General features: G+C 63.9%; 14 protein-coding genes. 8 read left to right on the top strand and 6 right to left on the bottom strand.

All coding sequences use genetic code 11. From position 1 onward, the window contains the following. The first annotated feature begins 9 nt into the window (after nt 1-9). The 3 genes from AC1D75_RS15930 (at nt 10) to AC1D75_RS15920 (ending at nt 3,900) form a co-directional block, all read left to right on the top strand. Nucleotides 10-1,275 carry an amidohydrolase family protein gene (locus AC1D75_RS15930; protein WP_495516305.1) on the top strand — a complete coding sequence of 422 codons (1,266 nt, stop codon included), beginning with the start codon at nt 10-12 and terminating at the stop codon, nt 1,273-1,275. A gap of 169 nt (nt 1,276-1,444) precedes the next feature. Then, nucleotides 1,445-2,626: a metallophosphoesterase gene (locus tag AC1D75_RS15925; RefSeq protein WP_495516304.1), complete on the top strand. Its 1,182-nt coding sequence runs from the start codon at nt 1,445-1,447 to the stop codon at nt 2,624-2,626. 77 nt (nt 2,627-2,703) lie between these two features. Then, complete coding sequence (locus tag AC1D75_RS15920; protein ID WP_495516303.1) at nt 2,704-3,900, top strand: oxygenase MpaB family protein; 1,197 nt, start codon at nt 2,704-2,706, stop codon at nt 3,898-3,900. A gap of 4 nt (nt 3,901-3,904) precedes the next feature. Here AC1D75_RS15920 and AC1D75_RS15915 read toward each other — a convergent pair whose 3' ends face one another. The 3 genes from AC1D75_RS15915 to AC1D75_RS15905 form a co-directional block, all read right to left on the bottom strand. After that, entirely contained in the window at nt 3,905-4,567 is a 663-nt protein-coding gene (locus AC1D75_RS15915; protein ID WP_495516302.1) for a nitroreductase family protein, read from the bottom strand. 484 nt (nt 4,568-5,051) lie between these two features. Then, nucleotides 5,052-6,167, bottom strand: coding sequence for an FAD-dependent oxidoreductase (locus AC1D75_RS15910; protein WP_495516301.1), 1,116 nt, complete (start codon nt 6,165-6,167; stop codon nt 5,052-5,054). After that, nucleotides 6,164-7,045, bottom strand: coding sequence for a DUF1295 domain-containing protein (locus AC1D75_RS15905; RefSeq protein WP_495516300.1), 882 nt, complete (start codon nt 7,043-7,045; stop codon nt 6,164-6,166). Before AC1D75_RS15905 ends, AC1D75_RS15910 begins: the two co-directional genes overlap by 4 nt. Before the next feature lie 131 nt (nt 7,046-7,176). Between AC1D75_RS15905 and AC1D75_RS15900 the strand changes: the two genes are divergently transcribed. Next, nucleotides 7,177-8,199 carry an ABC transporter substrate-binding protein gene (locus AC1D75_RS15900; protein WP_495516299.1) on the top strand — a complete coding sequence of 341 codons (1,023 nt, stop codon included), beginning with the start codon at nt 7,177-7,179 and terminating at the stop codon, nt 8,197-8,199. Nucleotides 8,200-8,302: 103 nt separating this feature from the next. Beyond that, nucleotides 8,303-10,306 (top strand): SDR family oxidoreductase, encoded by a 2,004-nt coding sequence (locus AC1D75_RS15895; RefSeq protein ID WP_495516298.1) that lies wholly within the window; start codon nt 8,303-8,305, stop codon nt 10,304-10,306. A gap of 72 nt (nt 10,307-10,378) precedes the next feature. Here AC1D75_RS15895 and AC1D75_RS15890 read toward each other — a convergent pair whose 3' ends face one another. Beyond that, the gene (locus tag AC1D75_RS15890) at nt 10,379-11,239 is read right to left on the bottom strand and encodes a tyrosine-protein phosphatase (protein WP_495516297.1); all 861 of its coding nucleotides are present in this window, start codon (nt 11,237-11,239) and stop codon (nt 10,379-10,381) included. Nucleotides 11,240-11,573: 334 nt separating this feature from the next. On the opposite strand from AC1D75_RS15890, the gene AC1D75_RS15885 reads away from it, so the two are divergent. Both AC1D75_RS15885 and AC1D75_RS15880 read left to right on the top strand, forming a co-directional pair. Further along, on the top strand, nt 11,574-12,002 hold the full coding sequence (locus AC1D75_RS15885) for a Zn-ribbon domain-containing OB-fold protein (protein ID WP_495516296.1): 429 nt from the start codon (nt 11,574-11,576) through the stop codon (nt 12,000-12,002). A 16-nt stretch (nt 12,003-12,018) separates the two neighbouring features. Beyond that, nucleotides 12,019-13,164 carry a thiolase family protein gene (locus AC1D75_RS15880; RefSeq protein WP_495516295.1) on the top strand — a complete coding sequence of 382 codons (1,146 nt, stop codon included), beginning with the start codon at nt 12,019-12,021 and terminating at the stop codon, nt 13,162-13,164. Between the two features lie 80 nt (nt 13,165-13,244). Here the strand turns inward: AC1D75_RS15880 and AC1D75_RS15875 are convergent, their stop codons facing one another. Next, a complete protein-coding gene (locus tag AC1D75_RS15875; RefSeq protein WP_495516294.1) occupies nt 13,245-13,955 on the bottom strand; it encodes a VOC family protein in 711 nt (236 codons plus the stop codon). A 67-nt stretch (nt 13,956-14,022) separates the two neighbouring features. On the opposite strand from AC1D75_RS15875, the gene AC1D75_RS15870 reads away from it, so the two are divergent. After that, nucleotides 14,023-14,853 (top strand): HugZ family pyridoxamine 5'-phosphate oxidase, encoded by an 831-nt coding sequence (locus AC1D75_RS15870; protein ID WP_495516293.1) that lies wholly within the window; start codon nt 14,023-14,025, stop codon nt 14,851-14,853. On the opposite strand, the gene AC1D75_RS15865 is transcribed toward AC1D75_RS15870, so the two are convergent. Continuing rightward, nucleotides 14,756-15,847 (bottom strand): AraC family transcriptional regulator ligand-binding domain-containing protein, encoded by a 1,092-nt coding sequence (locus AC1D75_RS15865; RefSeq protein WP_495516292.1) that lies wholly within the window; start codon nt 15,845-15,847, stop codon nt 14,756-14,758. The two genes, AC1D75_RS15870 and AC1D75_RS15865, sit on opposite strands and share 98 nt — an antisense overlap. Between the last annotated feature and the right edge of the window lie 43 nt (nt 15,848-15,890).

Below are 15,890 nucleotides of genomic sequence, written 5' to 3'. Positions count from 1 at the left end.
AGGACTCTGATGAATATTGACGACATGGTGATGGTCAGCATCGACGATCACGTGGTCGAGCCCGCCGACATCTTTGAAAAGCACTTCCCGAAGAGCCTCATGGATCAGGCGCCGAAGCTGACCGCCAATCCGCGCAATCCCAAGGTCCAAGCCTGGCTGTTCCAGGACAAGGTGGTCGGTAGCTCCGGCCTCAACGCCGTTGTCTCGTGGCCGAAGGAAGAGTGGGGCATGGACCCCACCGGATACGCCGAGATGCGGCCGGGCGTCTACGACATGGACCTGCGCGTCCGTGACATGGATGCCAACGGCACCCTCGCGGCCACGCTCTTTGCCACCTTCCCCGGCTTTGCCGGAACCCACCTGGCAAGCCTGCCCGACAAGGCCCTGTCGCTGGTTGCATGCCGGGCGTTCAACGACTGGGTGGTCGGCGAGGTCCCCGACGCCCATCCCGGTCGCTTCATCCCGCTGGGTATTCTCCCCTTCTTCGACATCGACGAGTCGGTCAAAGAGGTCCACCGCCTTGCTGCCATGGGATGCCGGTCGATCAGCATCCCGGAAACCCCGTACGGGTCGGGTTTCCCCAGCTTCGAATCCGGTTACTGGGACCCGATCTTTGCCGCATGCGTGGAGCACGGCATCGTCCTGAGCCTGCATATCGGTGGTGGCTTCGGCCTGATCCAGCGGCCCGAAGGGTTCAACATCGACGACATGATGGTGTTGACACCGCTGATCTCCACGATCGCGGCCAACGATGTCATGCTCAGCGGCGTATTCCTGAAGTTCCCCGACCTCAAGTTCGCGATGAGCGAGGGTGGCGTCGGCTGGGTTGCACCGTGGCTCGATCGACTCGAACGCCACGTGGTCAACCAGTCGTGGACAGGTAAGAGCTTCACCCCCAAGGGGATGTCGCCCACCGATGTGTGGAAGAAGAACTTCCTGGCCTGCTACATCACGGAACCGAGCGGACTGAACAACCGCGACCACATCGGGATCGACACCATCGCGTGGGAATGCGACTACCCGCATTCGGACTCCACCTGGCCGTTGTCGCCGGAGACGCTGAAGCCGGAGCTGGACGCCGCCGGACTCACCGACGAGGAAATCGACAAGATCACCTTCGGAAACGTCGCCAAGTTCTTCAACTGGGATCCGTTCAAGCACACCCCACGCGAACAGGCGACCGTCGGCGCACTGCGCGCACGAGCCAAAGATATCGACACCAACGAGACGTCCAAAGAGGAGTACCGCCGACGCTACGAGCTCGCCAACACGTAGAGGCAGCGCTTCGTGTCTGTGGCCCATCGGATCTGATCCGGTGGGCCACACGCATGTGGCCGATCGGCGGTGACCACGCCGGCGATGACCGCCTCCTGCGCATTCGCCGCTAGCCTGGTCGGGATATGACTGAGCAGAGCTTGCCCCATCTCCCGTTCCCAGTGCGTCGATGACACGTCTGATGGTCTTTGCGGTTGTGGCCACGCTGCTGACCTACTGGTTTCACCGCAGGCTCGTCCGGGCAACCAAGCTCGCACGTCCGTGGTCGATTGTCGTCGACAGTGCACTTGCCCTCCTGTGGGTGCTCGCGGTCATCGGGATGGGCAGCGGCGATCAATTCGACACCTCTTGGGCCCGGCCACTCGGATTTGCCGGGTGGGTGTGGCTCGGTGTCGGCTTCTATCTGATCCTGGGCCTGCTCCTGATCGCTATCGGATCTGCGTTGTCCCGATTGATCGGAGCACTGCGCAGACGTCGGTCGAGCACTGGCACCGACGAGTCGAGTGATGGTCGGACAAGCGGAGACACACGTCTATTGGTGGTGCGCGTGACCACCGCCGCGGTTGTCGTCGGAGCGCTGGTCACCACGACGTACGGCGTAGTTGTTGCGGCACAACCGAAGATCGTCAATGCCTCGGTGGAACTCCCCCGACTGCCCACGCAGTTCGACGGACTCAAAGTCGCGCTGGTATCGGATCTGCACGTCGGGCCTGCTCGCGGCGTCGGGTTCACCAAACGAGTTGTGAAGCTCGTCAACGAACAACGGCCGGATTTGATACTCATCGCCGGCGACCTCATCGACGGCACCGTCGCCAATGTTGCCGCCGACCTCGAGCCGCTCGCCGACCTGTCCGCACCGTTGGGTGTGTACGGAGTCAGCGGCAATCACGAGTTCTATGCCGACGACGGTGGACGCTGGCTCGATGTGTGGGATCGGTTGGGAATCCGGACCTTACGAAACGAACGGGTATCGATCGAACGAGACGGCGCGAGCATCGACATCGTCGGTATCCACGACTACAGCTCGCCGCAACCCTACGAACCGGATCTTCCGGCTGCGCTGGACGGTCACGATCCCGCCACCTTCACGTTGCTGGTGGCACACGAACCACGCCAGGCGTTCGAGGCGTCAGACCTCGGGATCGACCTGCAGGTGTCCGGGCACACCCACGGCGGCCAGATGTGGCCATTCAATTATCTCGTTGGCCTGCAACAACCTTCGGTATCAGGGTTGGACCGGGTCGGTGACACGGTTCTGTACACGACGCGCGGCGCCGGCGCCTGGGGACCCCCGGTGAGAGTGGGAGCGCCCCCAGAGATCACCATCCTCGAACTACATCGCGAAGCCTGAACGACGGCATCGTCGCGGACCGGGGTCAGCCAAAGTGGAACGCCGTCAACCTCCGCCACTCGTGTTTCACTGAATCCATGGCCACTCAGCTCCCCACGGACCTCGTCAACGCCCAGCGGGCGATATCGCGGTACGGCACGGCCGGGCAGTTCTGGCTCGACGCGATGTGGTCTGCCGATCCGCTTGCCGATGCGGTGGCGCGTGACGACTTCAACGGTTCATCGGCCACCACCGCGGTCCGGGCAGCACTTACCGAGCGCATCGAAGCCGTCGCGGATGCACCGGAGTCGCTTCGGGAGCTCTTCGCATTCCTCGACGACGAGCCCGAGTGGGTCGACCACGCCCGCCTCGATCATGCAGCCGATGTGCTGGTCCGCCATACCGCCGCACTGGGCATCGTCCTGGGTGCGGCATCCCTGGTCCGCGGGGCCGGCAACACCATCGCAGGCAAGCCTCTCGCCCTCACCGGGAGATACACGTCGATGCCCGCGATCCGTTCGGTCGAGGTCGGTGAGTGGTTGCGGGCGGTGCTCACCCCGGGCGGCATGCGCCGCGGAGGCAACGGTTTCGCGTACACCGTCCGGGTCCGCGTCATCCACGCACACGTCCGGACCGGTTTGTTGAGCCAGGGTCTCTGGGATCACGCGTCATGGGGTGTCCCGATTCCGCAGCCGTACATGGCATTCACGCTCGCGGAGTTCGGACACATCGCGCTCGAAGCCATGCACAAGGTCGGCGTCCGGCTGACGGACCACGAACTCGACGACATCTACCATCTCTGGCGATATGTCGGCCACGTCATCGGCGTCGACCCACGGATCAACCCGCATGACGAAGCCGGCCACGTCCGCATCGAGGAGCTCTACCGACTGACCTCACCGGGTCCTGGCGACGACGACCGCGACTTTGTCACCGCACTCACCTATGACTACCTGGTCCCCGAACTGGCGAACCTCATGCCGGGACCGGACCGCATTTCTCGACAGGTCGCCGGGCGCCTGATGGAGTCACTGTCGCGCGTGTTCATCGGTGACGTCGCAGCAGATGACCTGGGCATCCCCGACGGCAGACTCAAATACGTTCTGGGCGCGATGAGCCCGCTGCTCGCGCTCGGTGGCCGGGCCCGACTGGTTCTGGCCGGCGGACGCGACAACCTCACCCGCCGCGGGTACCGGAAGCGTGATGAAGAGATGACACGGATGCGCACGCACTACCGCGTGACCCACGATCTGGTCGACGCGGCACCGCACACCACCGGCGGGTACGCGATCTGACCCGTCAGCTCACCGGGGGTGGAGCATCTGCCAGAGCACCCGGTTCGCCATCCCATCGGTCCAGGGACACGATGTCGCTCAGCGGCTTTCGACGAACGAGGCCGTGCCGCCCCCGCGGCCATCCGACCACCACATGTCCTGCGATGATCCAGTCCGCCGGGACACCGACCGCCTCCCGGAACAACGGTTCACCTTCGTACGACGCCCAACCGGTGAGGCAGGCCCCCAACCCCTGGGACCGGGCGGCCAGCAGAAAGTTCTGCATCGCAGGGAAGATCGAGCCGCCGAGCAACAACTCGGAGGCGGTGGTGAAATTCTGTTGAACAAAGAGCACCGATGTGAACTCACCGGCCCGGTCGTGCAATTCGTACGTCGCCCGGTTCGTCCGCGCACGACGACTGTTGTCGTCGTCGGCGGGCCGCGACATCCCATACACCGGCTCGATCACGTCGAGTGCGTGCTTGGCGGCCTTGCCGACAACAACGCGCTGCTCCGGTGAGCGCAGCACGATAAACCGCCAGGCCTGCGCATTGGCGCCCGAAGGCGCCCAGGAGGCGGCTTGCAGGCAACGGGCCAGCGTGGCGTCGTCGACAGGTTCGTCGGTGAACCGCCGGATCGCGCGAGCGGTCGACATCGCTTCCCAGACATCCGTCGTCGTCTCACCCATGCAAAACTCCCTACCCGTCCCTGACCGGCCTGACCGGGACACGCCCGGCGCGGCGAACTGCCCGACATTTCAGTGATTTGTCTTCGCCACCCTCTCATGGCGCGTCATCGGTGCTCACACCACCGGGCACGACCAGCGCGGATCCGAACGACATCCCCCTTCGGAACCGGTATCACCCGAATCTGATCATCACCGCCACAGAGGGTCCAGTACTGTTATCAACTGACACTCGCTCCGCAGCCCTCGTGCACACACGAGGGCTGCGGACATATCTGGAGGAGCAAGGATTTCTTTGTACTCACCAATTGATGCCGCCATAGACGCATTCCTCAACTCGACTCCGTGGGCGATGGAAATCCTTCGGTTCTTCCTTGCCGGATTGCCGTGATCCACAGCTGATCGGGCACCAACGTCGCTGCCCCCACCCGTAGTCTTCCGGCCCCGCAACATCTCACCGATGTTGCGGGGTCGGCTCGTTTCAAGGTCAGCGCGATCCCCGCACGCCGTGGTAGATCCCGCGCCGGACGATCCAGGGTTGCAACACCCGGTCGATGGACCACGCCGGGAATCGGAAAGCGTGACCGGTCGGTGCAAAGACCTCCAGGCCATCGGCTTGCGCCCCGAGTACCGAGCCCCACCGATGGCTCTTCGGTCGGTAAGACTTGAGTCGACGGCCTTCGAAGTGGGCCCGGACGTTGTGCGCGACGAGACGATCGGCCCTGTTGCGGGCCGACGTTCGTAGCGCGTCGGTGGCGGCGACATCGCCGACGGCGAACACCCCGGTATATCCGGGGACCCTCAAATGGCTGTCGACCCGCACGAATCCGCTCTCGTCGAGGAACTCGTCGGGCAACCATTCGGTGTTCGGACGAGTCCGTCCTATCGCCCACACGACGGCGTCGGCCTCCGAAGGTGGTTGGCCCGTGGTCCATCGAACCGGGTCGTCGATGATCCGGTCGCAGTCGAACCCGTCGGGCACCAACGCCCGGTGCCCGGGATGCAGGTGGACTCCCAGGTCATCCAGTCGGCTCCTGACGCGCCGCCAGGCACGGGGGTGATGGTGCGGCAACGCGCGCTGCCCCGGGTAGTAGAGATCGACGCGGGTACGTGGCCAGCGAGCGGCGATATTTGCGGCGCAACTGACCGCGGCCGCACCACCACCGACGACGACGACCGAGCGCGCCCGCGCGATGGTGTCGTGTGTCTGCTGAAGGTCGTCGTCGATGTCCGTGCCGGACTGGACCGTGGGACGCCGCCAGAACCCGTTGGTGACACCGGTTGAAATCACCAGTGCGTCATAATCTTCGACCCACGCCGACCCGTCCGGGCCGGAGATCGTGACGTGCCGGGCTCCGACGTCGACACCGGTCAGGGCTCCGTGGACGGTTCGCACGCCGTCCAGGCCGCGAAACCTGTCGAAATCGACCCGATAGTCCCGGGACCAGGAGTCCGGACGACTGATCCGCAAACCCAGTTCCTGCCCACTGAGCAGGCCTGGCTTGACCGATATCCCCACCACGTCGCAACGCCCCGCGAGGTGGATTGCGGCCAGGACGCCACTGTCACCCAATCCGGCGATCACCACGCGCCGACGGCTCACACCGTCACCTTCCGTTGCGGCCGTGGGACAAACCGGGATACTCGATCGATCACATCCTGGTATCCCGGGCGGCGCTGCAGACTGCGCTCTTCCATCATCGGGATACTGGCCCCGAGGAACATCGCGAGCATCGCGGCAGCACCGACGAACAGCCACCACACATCCGCGGGCGCGGCGGCAACACCGAACAACGCCAACGCACACCAGAACATGAACTCTCCGAAATAGTTCGGATGCCGCGACCAACTCCACACACCCTGATCCATGATCTGACCGGGGCCAGAGCTGCCGACGTACCGACGCATCTGACCGTCGGCCACCCATTCGAGGAGGATCGCGGCCAACCCCAGCGCACACGCAAACACGCTGAGCCACAACAGGTTGTCGCCCCCGGTGGTCACAGCGACATAGACCGGGAGCATGCCGAGGAACACCTGAGCGGTCGGGATCAGGTGGATCGCCACCAGATCGGTGACAAACCCGAACCGGCCGGCCCGTGCCCGCAGCATCCCATATCGCCAATCCTCATGATGCAGGCCGGGAAACGACTGAGCCCAGTTCGCCGTCAGCCGGATCGCCCAGAGGACCACCACGACCGAAACAAGCCAGCAGTGAATCTGATCGACGCCCAGCCCGCCGGCGAACCACCAGTAGAACAGCAACAGCGGCGGGACCACACTCCAGTAGGCGTCATAGAAACTCGAGTTGCCGTACCACCGGCTGAAGGCGAAGATCACCAGGGTTCCGAGCACGTCGGCGATCAAGGTGTCGAGCCACAAGACGTCGGTCCGCGGACCCCACCCGAGCCAGGCACCCGCGAGCACCAACGCGATCAGATAGGCCACGCCAACCCGGACAAACGAAGCGCTCCTGGTCACCGCCCCGATACTGCCACCGCACGTGCACATTTCGACCCGGAAGCACCATCTTTGCCCAATCAACCGGCAAACGCTGTATGGTGAGCCTGCCCTAATCCCCGCCCCCGAGTCGTTGATGTGAGGAAGCCCCAGTGCACTGGAAGAACCGCCGTTCGGCCGTATCAAAGATTGTCATCGCGTCCGCGACGGTGGCCGCTCTCGTCGGAGCCTCGGCGTGCTCCTCGCCCGACGAGGACAACGACACGTCGGCAACGGTTTCCGCAGAGCCCGGCGCGTATCCCGTCACCATCGAGCAGAACTTCGGTTCGGTGACCATCGACAAAGAACCCACTCGCGTTGCCGCAGTGGGTGTCGGCGACGGCGACACCCTGCTAGCGCTGGGTATCGTCCCGACCACGATGAGCCCGTTCAGCGATCCTGAGGCCAAACGTGTCACCGAGCCCTGGAACGAGGATTTGATCGGCGACAACGCTCCGGTCGTGCTGGCCGAAGCGAGTTCCAACCTCGGCGCCGAGATCCCCAATATCCTGGCAACGAACCCCGATCTGATCGTCGCGGTGAACAGCTCGGTGACCAAGGAGCAGTACGACTCCCTGAGCAAGGTCGCGCCGACGATCCTGCGTGAGGCCCAGTACCCGGACTGGCAGGTGCCGTGGCAGGCCGCCGCGACGCAGATCGGCAAGGCCGTCGGGATGCCCGAGGCGACCCAGAAGCTGATCGACGAGACCGAGCAGGTCTTCACCGATGCCCAGACCGAATACCCCACCATCGTGGGCAAGAAGGGCGCGGTGATCACCAACGGAACCGACGGTGGGGTCGCGATCTACAGCGACACCGACGGACGTGGCCAAACGGTGGCGGAACTGGGTATGACATTCCCGGCCGAACTCGTGCCGACGATCACCAGCGGTTTCTACGGTTCGATCTCCACCGAGAACCTCAACCTGCTGAACTCACTCGACAAGGTCGTCGTTGTCGACTGGCAGGGATCCAACGACAAGCTCAAGCAGAATGCCGCGTTCATGAACCTCGACGTCGTCAAGCGCGGTGGGGTCGTCTGGGTGGACCAGGTCCTCGGCGGCGCGATGTCGGTCCCGTCCGTGCTCACCATCCCCTACGTCGTCGAGCAACTGGCACCGCAACTCGCCCAGTAGTCCAGTAATCCAGTAGTCACGACCAAGCTTTTCCACACACGTCCCCGGGTTCGCGTATGCGCAACTCGGGGACGTGTGTCATTTGTGGACTTACGCTGGTCCCGTGGCCTACTTCGTCACCGGCGCAACCGGGTTCATCGGTCGGCATCTTGTCGGGCAGCTCCTCGACAACCGTGTCGGGACGATCTTCGTCCTGGTACGCAACCGATCTCGGGCCTCACTCGACCGGCAGATCCGGATCTGGAGCACGGACCGGGTGATTCCGGTGGTCGGTGACCTCCAAGAGGATCTACTCGGTGTCGACGACACGTGGATCGATGAACACCGGGGCACCATCGATCATTTCTTCCACCTCGCCGCGATCTACGACATGACCGCCTCGGACGAGGCCAACGAAATGCTCAACGTCGGCGGCACCCGGGCGGCACTGTCGTTGGCCGGTACACTCGAAGCCTCGTGCTTTCACCATGTTTCATCGGTCGCAGCCTCCGGTGACCACCGGGGCGTCTTCGACGAGACGATGTTCGACGAGGGTCAGGGTCTGCCGTCGCCTTATCACCGCACCAAGTTCGAGTCGGAGCGGATGGTCCGCGAAGAGTCGGCTGTTCCATGGAGGGTCTATCGCCCGTCCATCGTGGTCGGCGACTCCGAGACCGGCGAGATGGACAAGATCGACGGACCCTACTATTTCTTCCCGGCGATCAAGCGGATCCGTGACCTGTTGTCTGCCGGCATCCCCCTCGTCGCGATCGACCTCGGAGACACCAATCTCGTACCGGTCGACTACGTTGCCCGCGCCATGGATCACCTTGCGCATGTACCCGACCTGGACGGCCAGGCCTTCCACCTGATGAATCCACAGCCGCAGAACACCGTGCGCATGGTCAACAGCTTTGCCGCCGCGGCGAAGGCACCTCAGTTCGCTCTGCCCCTCGACCGGTCGGTCACCGACCGCATCCCGACCCAACTCCTGCCGCGGGCGCTGCAACCGGCAGAGCTACTCGGCACCGCCCTGCGCTTCGGTGCGGTCCGGTTCGCGTTGCGAGGGACCGTAGGAAGACTCGGAATCCCACCAGAAGTGTTGGCCCACGTGTCTTTTCCGGCGGTGTACACCTCCGCTCGGACGGTGAACGCACTGCAGGGTTCTGGCATCACAGTGCCCGACCTCGACTCCTATGCATCGGGGTTGTGGGCGTACTGGGAGCAGTTCCTCGACGATTCGATCATCTCCGACCGGCGCACCGTCGACGCCCTTGCCGGACGGACCGTGGTGATCACCGGGGCATCGTCGGGTATCGGCCTGGTCACCGCGGTCAAAGTCGCCAAGGCCGGCGCCATCCCGATTCTGATCGCACGCGGTATCGACAAGCTCGAAGCCACCAAAGATCTCATCGAAAGTCAGGGTGGAACTGCGCACGCGTACGGCTGCGATCTATCGGATCTGGACGCGATCGACGCCCTCACCAAACAGTTGAGTCTGGATTTCGAGCGAATCGACTTCGTCGTCAACAACGCGGGCAGATCGATCCGCCGGTCGCTGAAACTGTCCGAGGACCGCTTCCACGACTTCGAAAGGACCATGCAGCTCAACTATTTCGGTGCCATCAGGCTGGTCATCGGGTTGCTGCCGACAATGCGTCAACAGGGGTGCGGCCACATCGTCAACGTCTCATCCATCGGAGTTCAGACCAACCCGCCGCGATTCAGCGCCTACGTCGCCTCCAAAGCCGCCCTCGATTCCTGGTCCAACGTGGTCTCGTCCGAATTATTCGGCGACGGGATCTCCTTCACCAGCATTCACATGCCACTGGTCCGCACACCCATGATCGCGCCGACCAAGATCTACGACCGGTTCCCCACGATCAGTCCGGGCCAGGCCGCGGACAAGGTCATCGCTGCCCTGGTCGACAAGCCACACGAGATCAACACCAAGGTCGGGAACCTCGGAGCGCTGGCGCACACCCTCACGCCCAAGCTCGCATTCCGAATCCTCAACCTGGCTTATCAGGTCTTCCCTGATTCAGCAGCTGCTCGCGGCGAGGAGTCGGGTCGACGCGAATCCGAGCAGCTCATCCTGGCGCGCGTGCTCGGCGGCGTTCACTGGTAGGCCTATATCCAGGTCCGTGCCGGGGTGGCCACCGCGGCCGCCCCGGCACATCACTCCTCGGTCAGGTCGGGGTCAGCCGATGAGCTTGGCGAGCAGGGCGGCAATTGTCTGGGGGCTCAAGCCCAATCCGGAGAGCAGGTAGTTGTACACAGAGCCGTAGTCGGCCTGCAATTGTGTCAGTCCCGCTTGCAGGTAACTCTCATCCACGTGGAGCAGCGGCGAATAGAGCGCGACTGCCTCGGGCCCGCGCGCGGCCCCGACCCCAGCGAGCTGACGCTCGATCGAGACTGCCGAATACTCGTTCGTCAGTAGGTAGTCCGACATGATCGTTTGCGGCGAGACGCCCGCGAGGCTCTGGAGAACGGCTGTGGCCCAACCGGTGCGATCCTTGCCCGCGGTGCAATGAATGACCTGCGCGCCAGGCGTAGTTGCCAGATCGTTGAAAAGCGTGGTGAAACTCTTCCTCACCTCGGCATCGGTCACGAACTGTCGATTCATGTCCTCCATGAAAGCGACCGAGTCCGCAGGGGTCTTCAGCTGGCTCACCTGGCTCAGCATGTCGCCGGCCAGGGTCGGGAGCCAGGTCCGGGTCGCACCGTCTGGCAGGCGGTCCGCTTTGCCCTCGATTTCCGGTGCCGTCCGCAGGTCATAGACCCTGGTGATGCCGAGCGTATTGAGCGTCGCCAAATCGATGTCGCTGGGAAGCAACGCATTCGAACGATAGATGGTGCCCCGATTGAGTTCGAGACCCCCGATGCCCTGGTAGCCGGCAGCCGAACCTGCAATGTCACGGAAATTGTCGACAGAGGTCAGGACTGGGGTGGCCGGGATCGAAGGCGATTCCGATGAGCCGAAGCCGAGCCCGCCGACCGGATCAGCAACCGGGGCTGCGAGCGCAGCCGGTGAACCGAACAGCAAGAGCGAACCAGCCACTGTGAGGGTGATGGCGAGACCAGTATTCCGGCGATGGGCACCGGCAAGAATTCGAGACAACTCAGGTTCCTTACGTAGTCGAAGAAGTACGAGCGGAACATATCTGGGTTCAACGTCCGAGAATTCGAATTGCAGACAACAACAATTTTATTCTCACGCGCAGCGCCTGGTGGCCCACACTGGGGCAGTGCGTCCTGTTGGGCTGAGCGTCGACCGAGCCCGACACTCGGAGCATCACACTTTCGTAGACGAGAATGCCATTTCCGTATAGTGTGAATGGATAGCCCCGGTCCCTCCGGACTCAGGTGGGGCCCCAGACCATGGAGGACGGCTCATGACGAAGGCGCTCGCGCCCGACGTTTCAACTTGGCCTGCGGAAAATCCGCAGCTCATCGGCAGCAAATGCGATGCCTGCAACGCAACGACCTGGCCGCGCCAGGATCGTTGCCCACGCTGCAGCGGCCCGGACATGTCGGATCTACTCTTGCCCCGGCGCGGCAAACTGATCGCCTTCACCACCCAGGGATTCGTCCCGAAGCTTCCGTACGCGGGCGGCGAGACGGCGGCAACCTTCGAGACCTTCGGTGTCGGCCTGATCCAGCTCGACGACGTGGTTCGCGTCGAAGCGCGTCTGACCGAAGCGGATCCGGAGAAGCTCGCGACCATCACGGACGTCGAACTGACCTTCATCCCCTTCTACACCGAAGAAGACGGCACCGAGATCATCACCTGGGCGTTCGCGCCGGTGGCAGAGAACAGCTGAGCGAGGAGAGGCGAATATGAACGACGTTGCGATCATCGGCGTGGGTTTGCACCCATTTGGCCGATTCGGCGCCAAGTCAGCAATCGAAATGGCTGCCGACGCAATCCAACTCGCACTGGCCGATGCCGGCGCAGAGTGGAAAGACATCCAGTTCGGCATCGGCGGTAGCTACGAGGTCGACAACACCGACGCCGTCACCCGGCTCGTCGGTCTGACCGGCATCCCCTTCACCAACGTCTTCAATGCCTGCGCCACCTCGGCCAGTGCGATTGAACAGACCGCGGACGGAATCCGTTCCGGCAAGTACGACATCGGCATCGCCGTCGGCACAGACAAGCACCCCCGCGGTGCTTTCACCGCCGACCCGGCCATGCTCGGCCTTCCGGCCTGGTACGCCGAGAACGGTCAGTTCGTCACCACGCAGTTCTTCGGAATGAAGATCAGCCGGTACATCCGTGATCACGACATCTCGGTCCAGACCCTCGCAAAGGTGGCGGCCAAGAACTACCGCAATGGTGGGCTCAATCCGAAGGCCTTCCGCCGCACGCCGATCAGCGAAGAAGACATCCTGGGCGCCCAGATGCTCAACTACCCGTTGACGCACTACATGTTCTGCGCACCCGACGAGGGCGCCGCTGCTGTCATCATGTGCCGCGGCGATCTTGCTGCGCGTTTCACCCAGAAGCCGGTGTTCCTGAAATCGACTGCCATCCGTACCCGCACCTACGGTGCATACGAGGTGCACGCCACCTGGGCCGCAGTCGATGAGGATGTCTCGCCGACCGTCTACGCGTCCAAGGCCGCCTACGAGATGGCAGGCATCGGACCCGAAGACGTCGATGTCATGCAGCTGCAGGACACCGACGCCGGTGCCGAGATCATCCATATGGCGGAGAACGGCTTCTGCGCCGATGGTGATCAGGAGAAGTTGATCGCCGAGGGTGCCACGGAGATCGGTGGTTCGATGCCGATCAACACCGACGGCGGCCTGATCGCCAACGGTGAGCCCATCGGTGCTTCCGGTATCCGCCAGGTCCACGAGCTGGTGCTCCAGCTTCGCGGACAGGCCGGTGACCGTCAGGTGCCCGGCAATCCGAAGGTCGGCTACGCCCAGGTATACGGCGCACCGGGAACCGCTGCCGCATCGGTCCTCTCGCTGTAATCAGGCCGCAAACGCTCCACCTGTACGAAGACGCTCCACAAATTTGTGGAGCGTCTTTGTATTTGTGGAGCGTTTGCGGGTCAGTCGATGACGAGTGTGGGTAAGCCCAGCGCGCGGTCGCGGACCGAGAAGACCCGGGTGCCGGGTTTGCGACCGGTCCGCATCTCGCTGACGTCCACATCGGCGGCAGCAAGTCGGCGATGGGTCAGGTCGATGTCGGTCGAGCGCCATGCGATACCCCACAGGGTCGTCGCGGCAGCCGTCGTCGAACTCAGATCACCTTGTCCGACAACAACCTCCACGACTATCGCGGGGGCGCGGAAGAAGAGCTGGTGGATCTTTTCGTGGATCGACTGCTCCAGCCGAAAGTCCATGCCGAGGGTGGCGCCGAACAGAGCCACGGCGCTATCGCGTCCCGCGGCATTGAACACGAGGTGGTCGACGGCGGTCAGCTCCGAACCAGTAGCCGGTGCAAGCTGCGCGGCATCGATCACGCCGACGGATGATTCGGCGTCGGCCTGCGCCCGACCCGCAGACGTCTCGGTGAGCGCCAGCCCGCGCCTGCGAAGCAAACGGGTGGTCGCGGCGAAGTCAGCGGTGCCGAACAATGCCCGATGCGGTGTCGTCCCCGAACTGTCGCCACATAATTCGATCAGTGCGTTGTCGACCGTCAACGGCGCGCCTTCATCGATCCCCAGCAGCCGCTCATAGGCCCGCCGGCTCGCATCGACGTTCTCGGTCGAGACGACAATGACCGATGGCGGTGCGTCCGGCGCCTGCTTTGAGCTCATCGACCATTCCTACCATCGCATGCTCGACACCCCATTCGGCCACACCTGCGCCAAGTAGGATTCGCACATGACTCTCGATCATGGCGATCCCGGCGATGCCCCCTCTGTTCCAGCACCCCTGACCGAGGTTGTGGACTCGACGTGTCCGTCCGCGGCCGAAGAGGCCCAGACGATTGCCGCCTCGACCAACGCCGGAACACTCGCCAGCCTGACCGCCGATGGCGACCCCTGGGCGTCGTTCGTCACCTACGGACTGCTCGGTGGTGCACCTGTCCTGTGCGTGTCGAACATGGCCGAGCACGGCCGGAACCTGGCAGGCAATCCGCGGGCGAGTATCGCCATCGTCGCGCCCAACGCTGTGTCCGACCCGTTGGCGAGCGCGCGGATCACCCTCGCCGGTCATGTCGAACGACCGACCGGTGACGAGTTCGCCGCCGCCCGCGAGGCGCATCTGGCCGCGGTCCCGGCCGCGAAGTATTACGTGGACTACAGCGATTTCGCACTCTGGATCCTGCGGGTCGAGCGCGTTCGGTGGGTGGGCGGTTACGGACGGATGGATTCGGCGACCGCGCAGTCCTATCTGGCTGCGACACCCGATCCGGTGACACCGGGTGCCGCACGCGCCATGGAGCATCTCAACAACGATCACGCCGATTCTCTGGTCGAGATGGCGCAGGGACTCGGCGGATTCCCCGACACCACCGAGGCCACCTGCACCGGTGCCGACCGCTATGGTCTCGACCTCCGCGTGGTCACACCTCGCGGAATCGCGTACACGCGAGTCGGTTACTCCACACCGATCACCGCAGCAGCCGATCTGCGGATGGCGACGGTCGATCTGGCCAAGCGGGCGAAGGCGGCCCTGACGGATCCGACTGCCGAAGGCCGGCCTTCCTGACGCTGGTGGGCGTACTCCCCCACCATCTCTGAGCGCATCGGGTGAATGTCGCCTGCTCGGTCAACCCGATCATGGCGGCCAACTGTCCCATGGGCATGTCGGTGGTGGTGAGGTACCGGCGCGCCTCTGTGCGGCGCACCGAATCGAGTATCGCGGAAAACGACGTGCCCTCAGCCGCCAACCGACGCTGCAACGTTCGCGGGTGTGTTGCCAATAACCTTGCCACAGAACCGATCTCGGGTGGTGCGGTCCCCAGGACCTGTTGTACCGCCGCCCGCACCCGCGGGGCCGTTGCCGCACCGGCATCGGAAACCTGCTCCGCAAGGAACGCCCGCGACAACATCCGCAGGTTCTCATCGGCGCCGGCAAGTGGCCGGGAAGCAATGCTTTTGGGCACACGCAGCATCGCCGACTGCCGGTTGATCCGAACCGGCACACCGAAGAAGTCCTCGTAGCAACCGAGTGGCGCAACGGGTTTATACGGCAGTTCCACCGTCCGAAGCCCATAGCTGCCTCCGAGTAGTCGCTCGATCGAACGATGAAGGAAACCGAGCCCGAGGTCGGTGCCCTGAATGGTCGTCTCGACCCCGGCGCGAGGTCCGTATCGCAGTGCAACCACGCCCGCGACGCCGTAGGGATCTGTTTCGAGCGCCAGACTCAGCGACTGGGCGTGCACGAAGAGGTACCTCGACGTGCATTCGAGGGCGTCGGTCAGCGTCGAGGAGTTCGCGATTGCGAGTGCCAGCGGTCCGAGCATGCCCAGGTCCTGCCGCGCGGCCAGTCGGAGGCCCAGATCCGGACAGGCCAACTGCTGTGCCGCGATTTCGAGGGTGTGGGCCATCGCGAGATCGGATACCAGGAGGTCGTCGCTGTCGAGCGCGGCCGCCGGCAGGCCCGCAGATCGTGCGATGTCTTCCGCGTCGCCGCCGAGTTCGGCAGCCAGTGCCCGAAAGCCCCGCAGACCGGCCGATCGGATCACGGACATGTCGTCCATGATCAAATAGTTGTCGCACAGAATCAAGTACCGGATGTCGGTA

It is taken from the genome of Williamsia sp. Y712 (genome assembly GCF_059445525.1).
The sequence above is the reverse complement of the archived record's forward strand: the minus strand, read 5'-3'. Positions and strand labels throughout refer to the sequence as shown.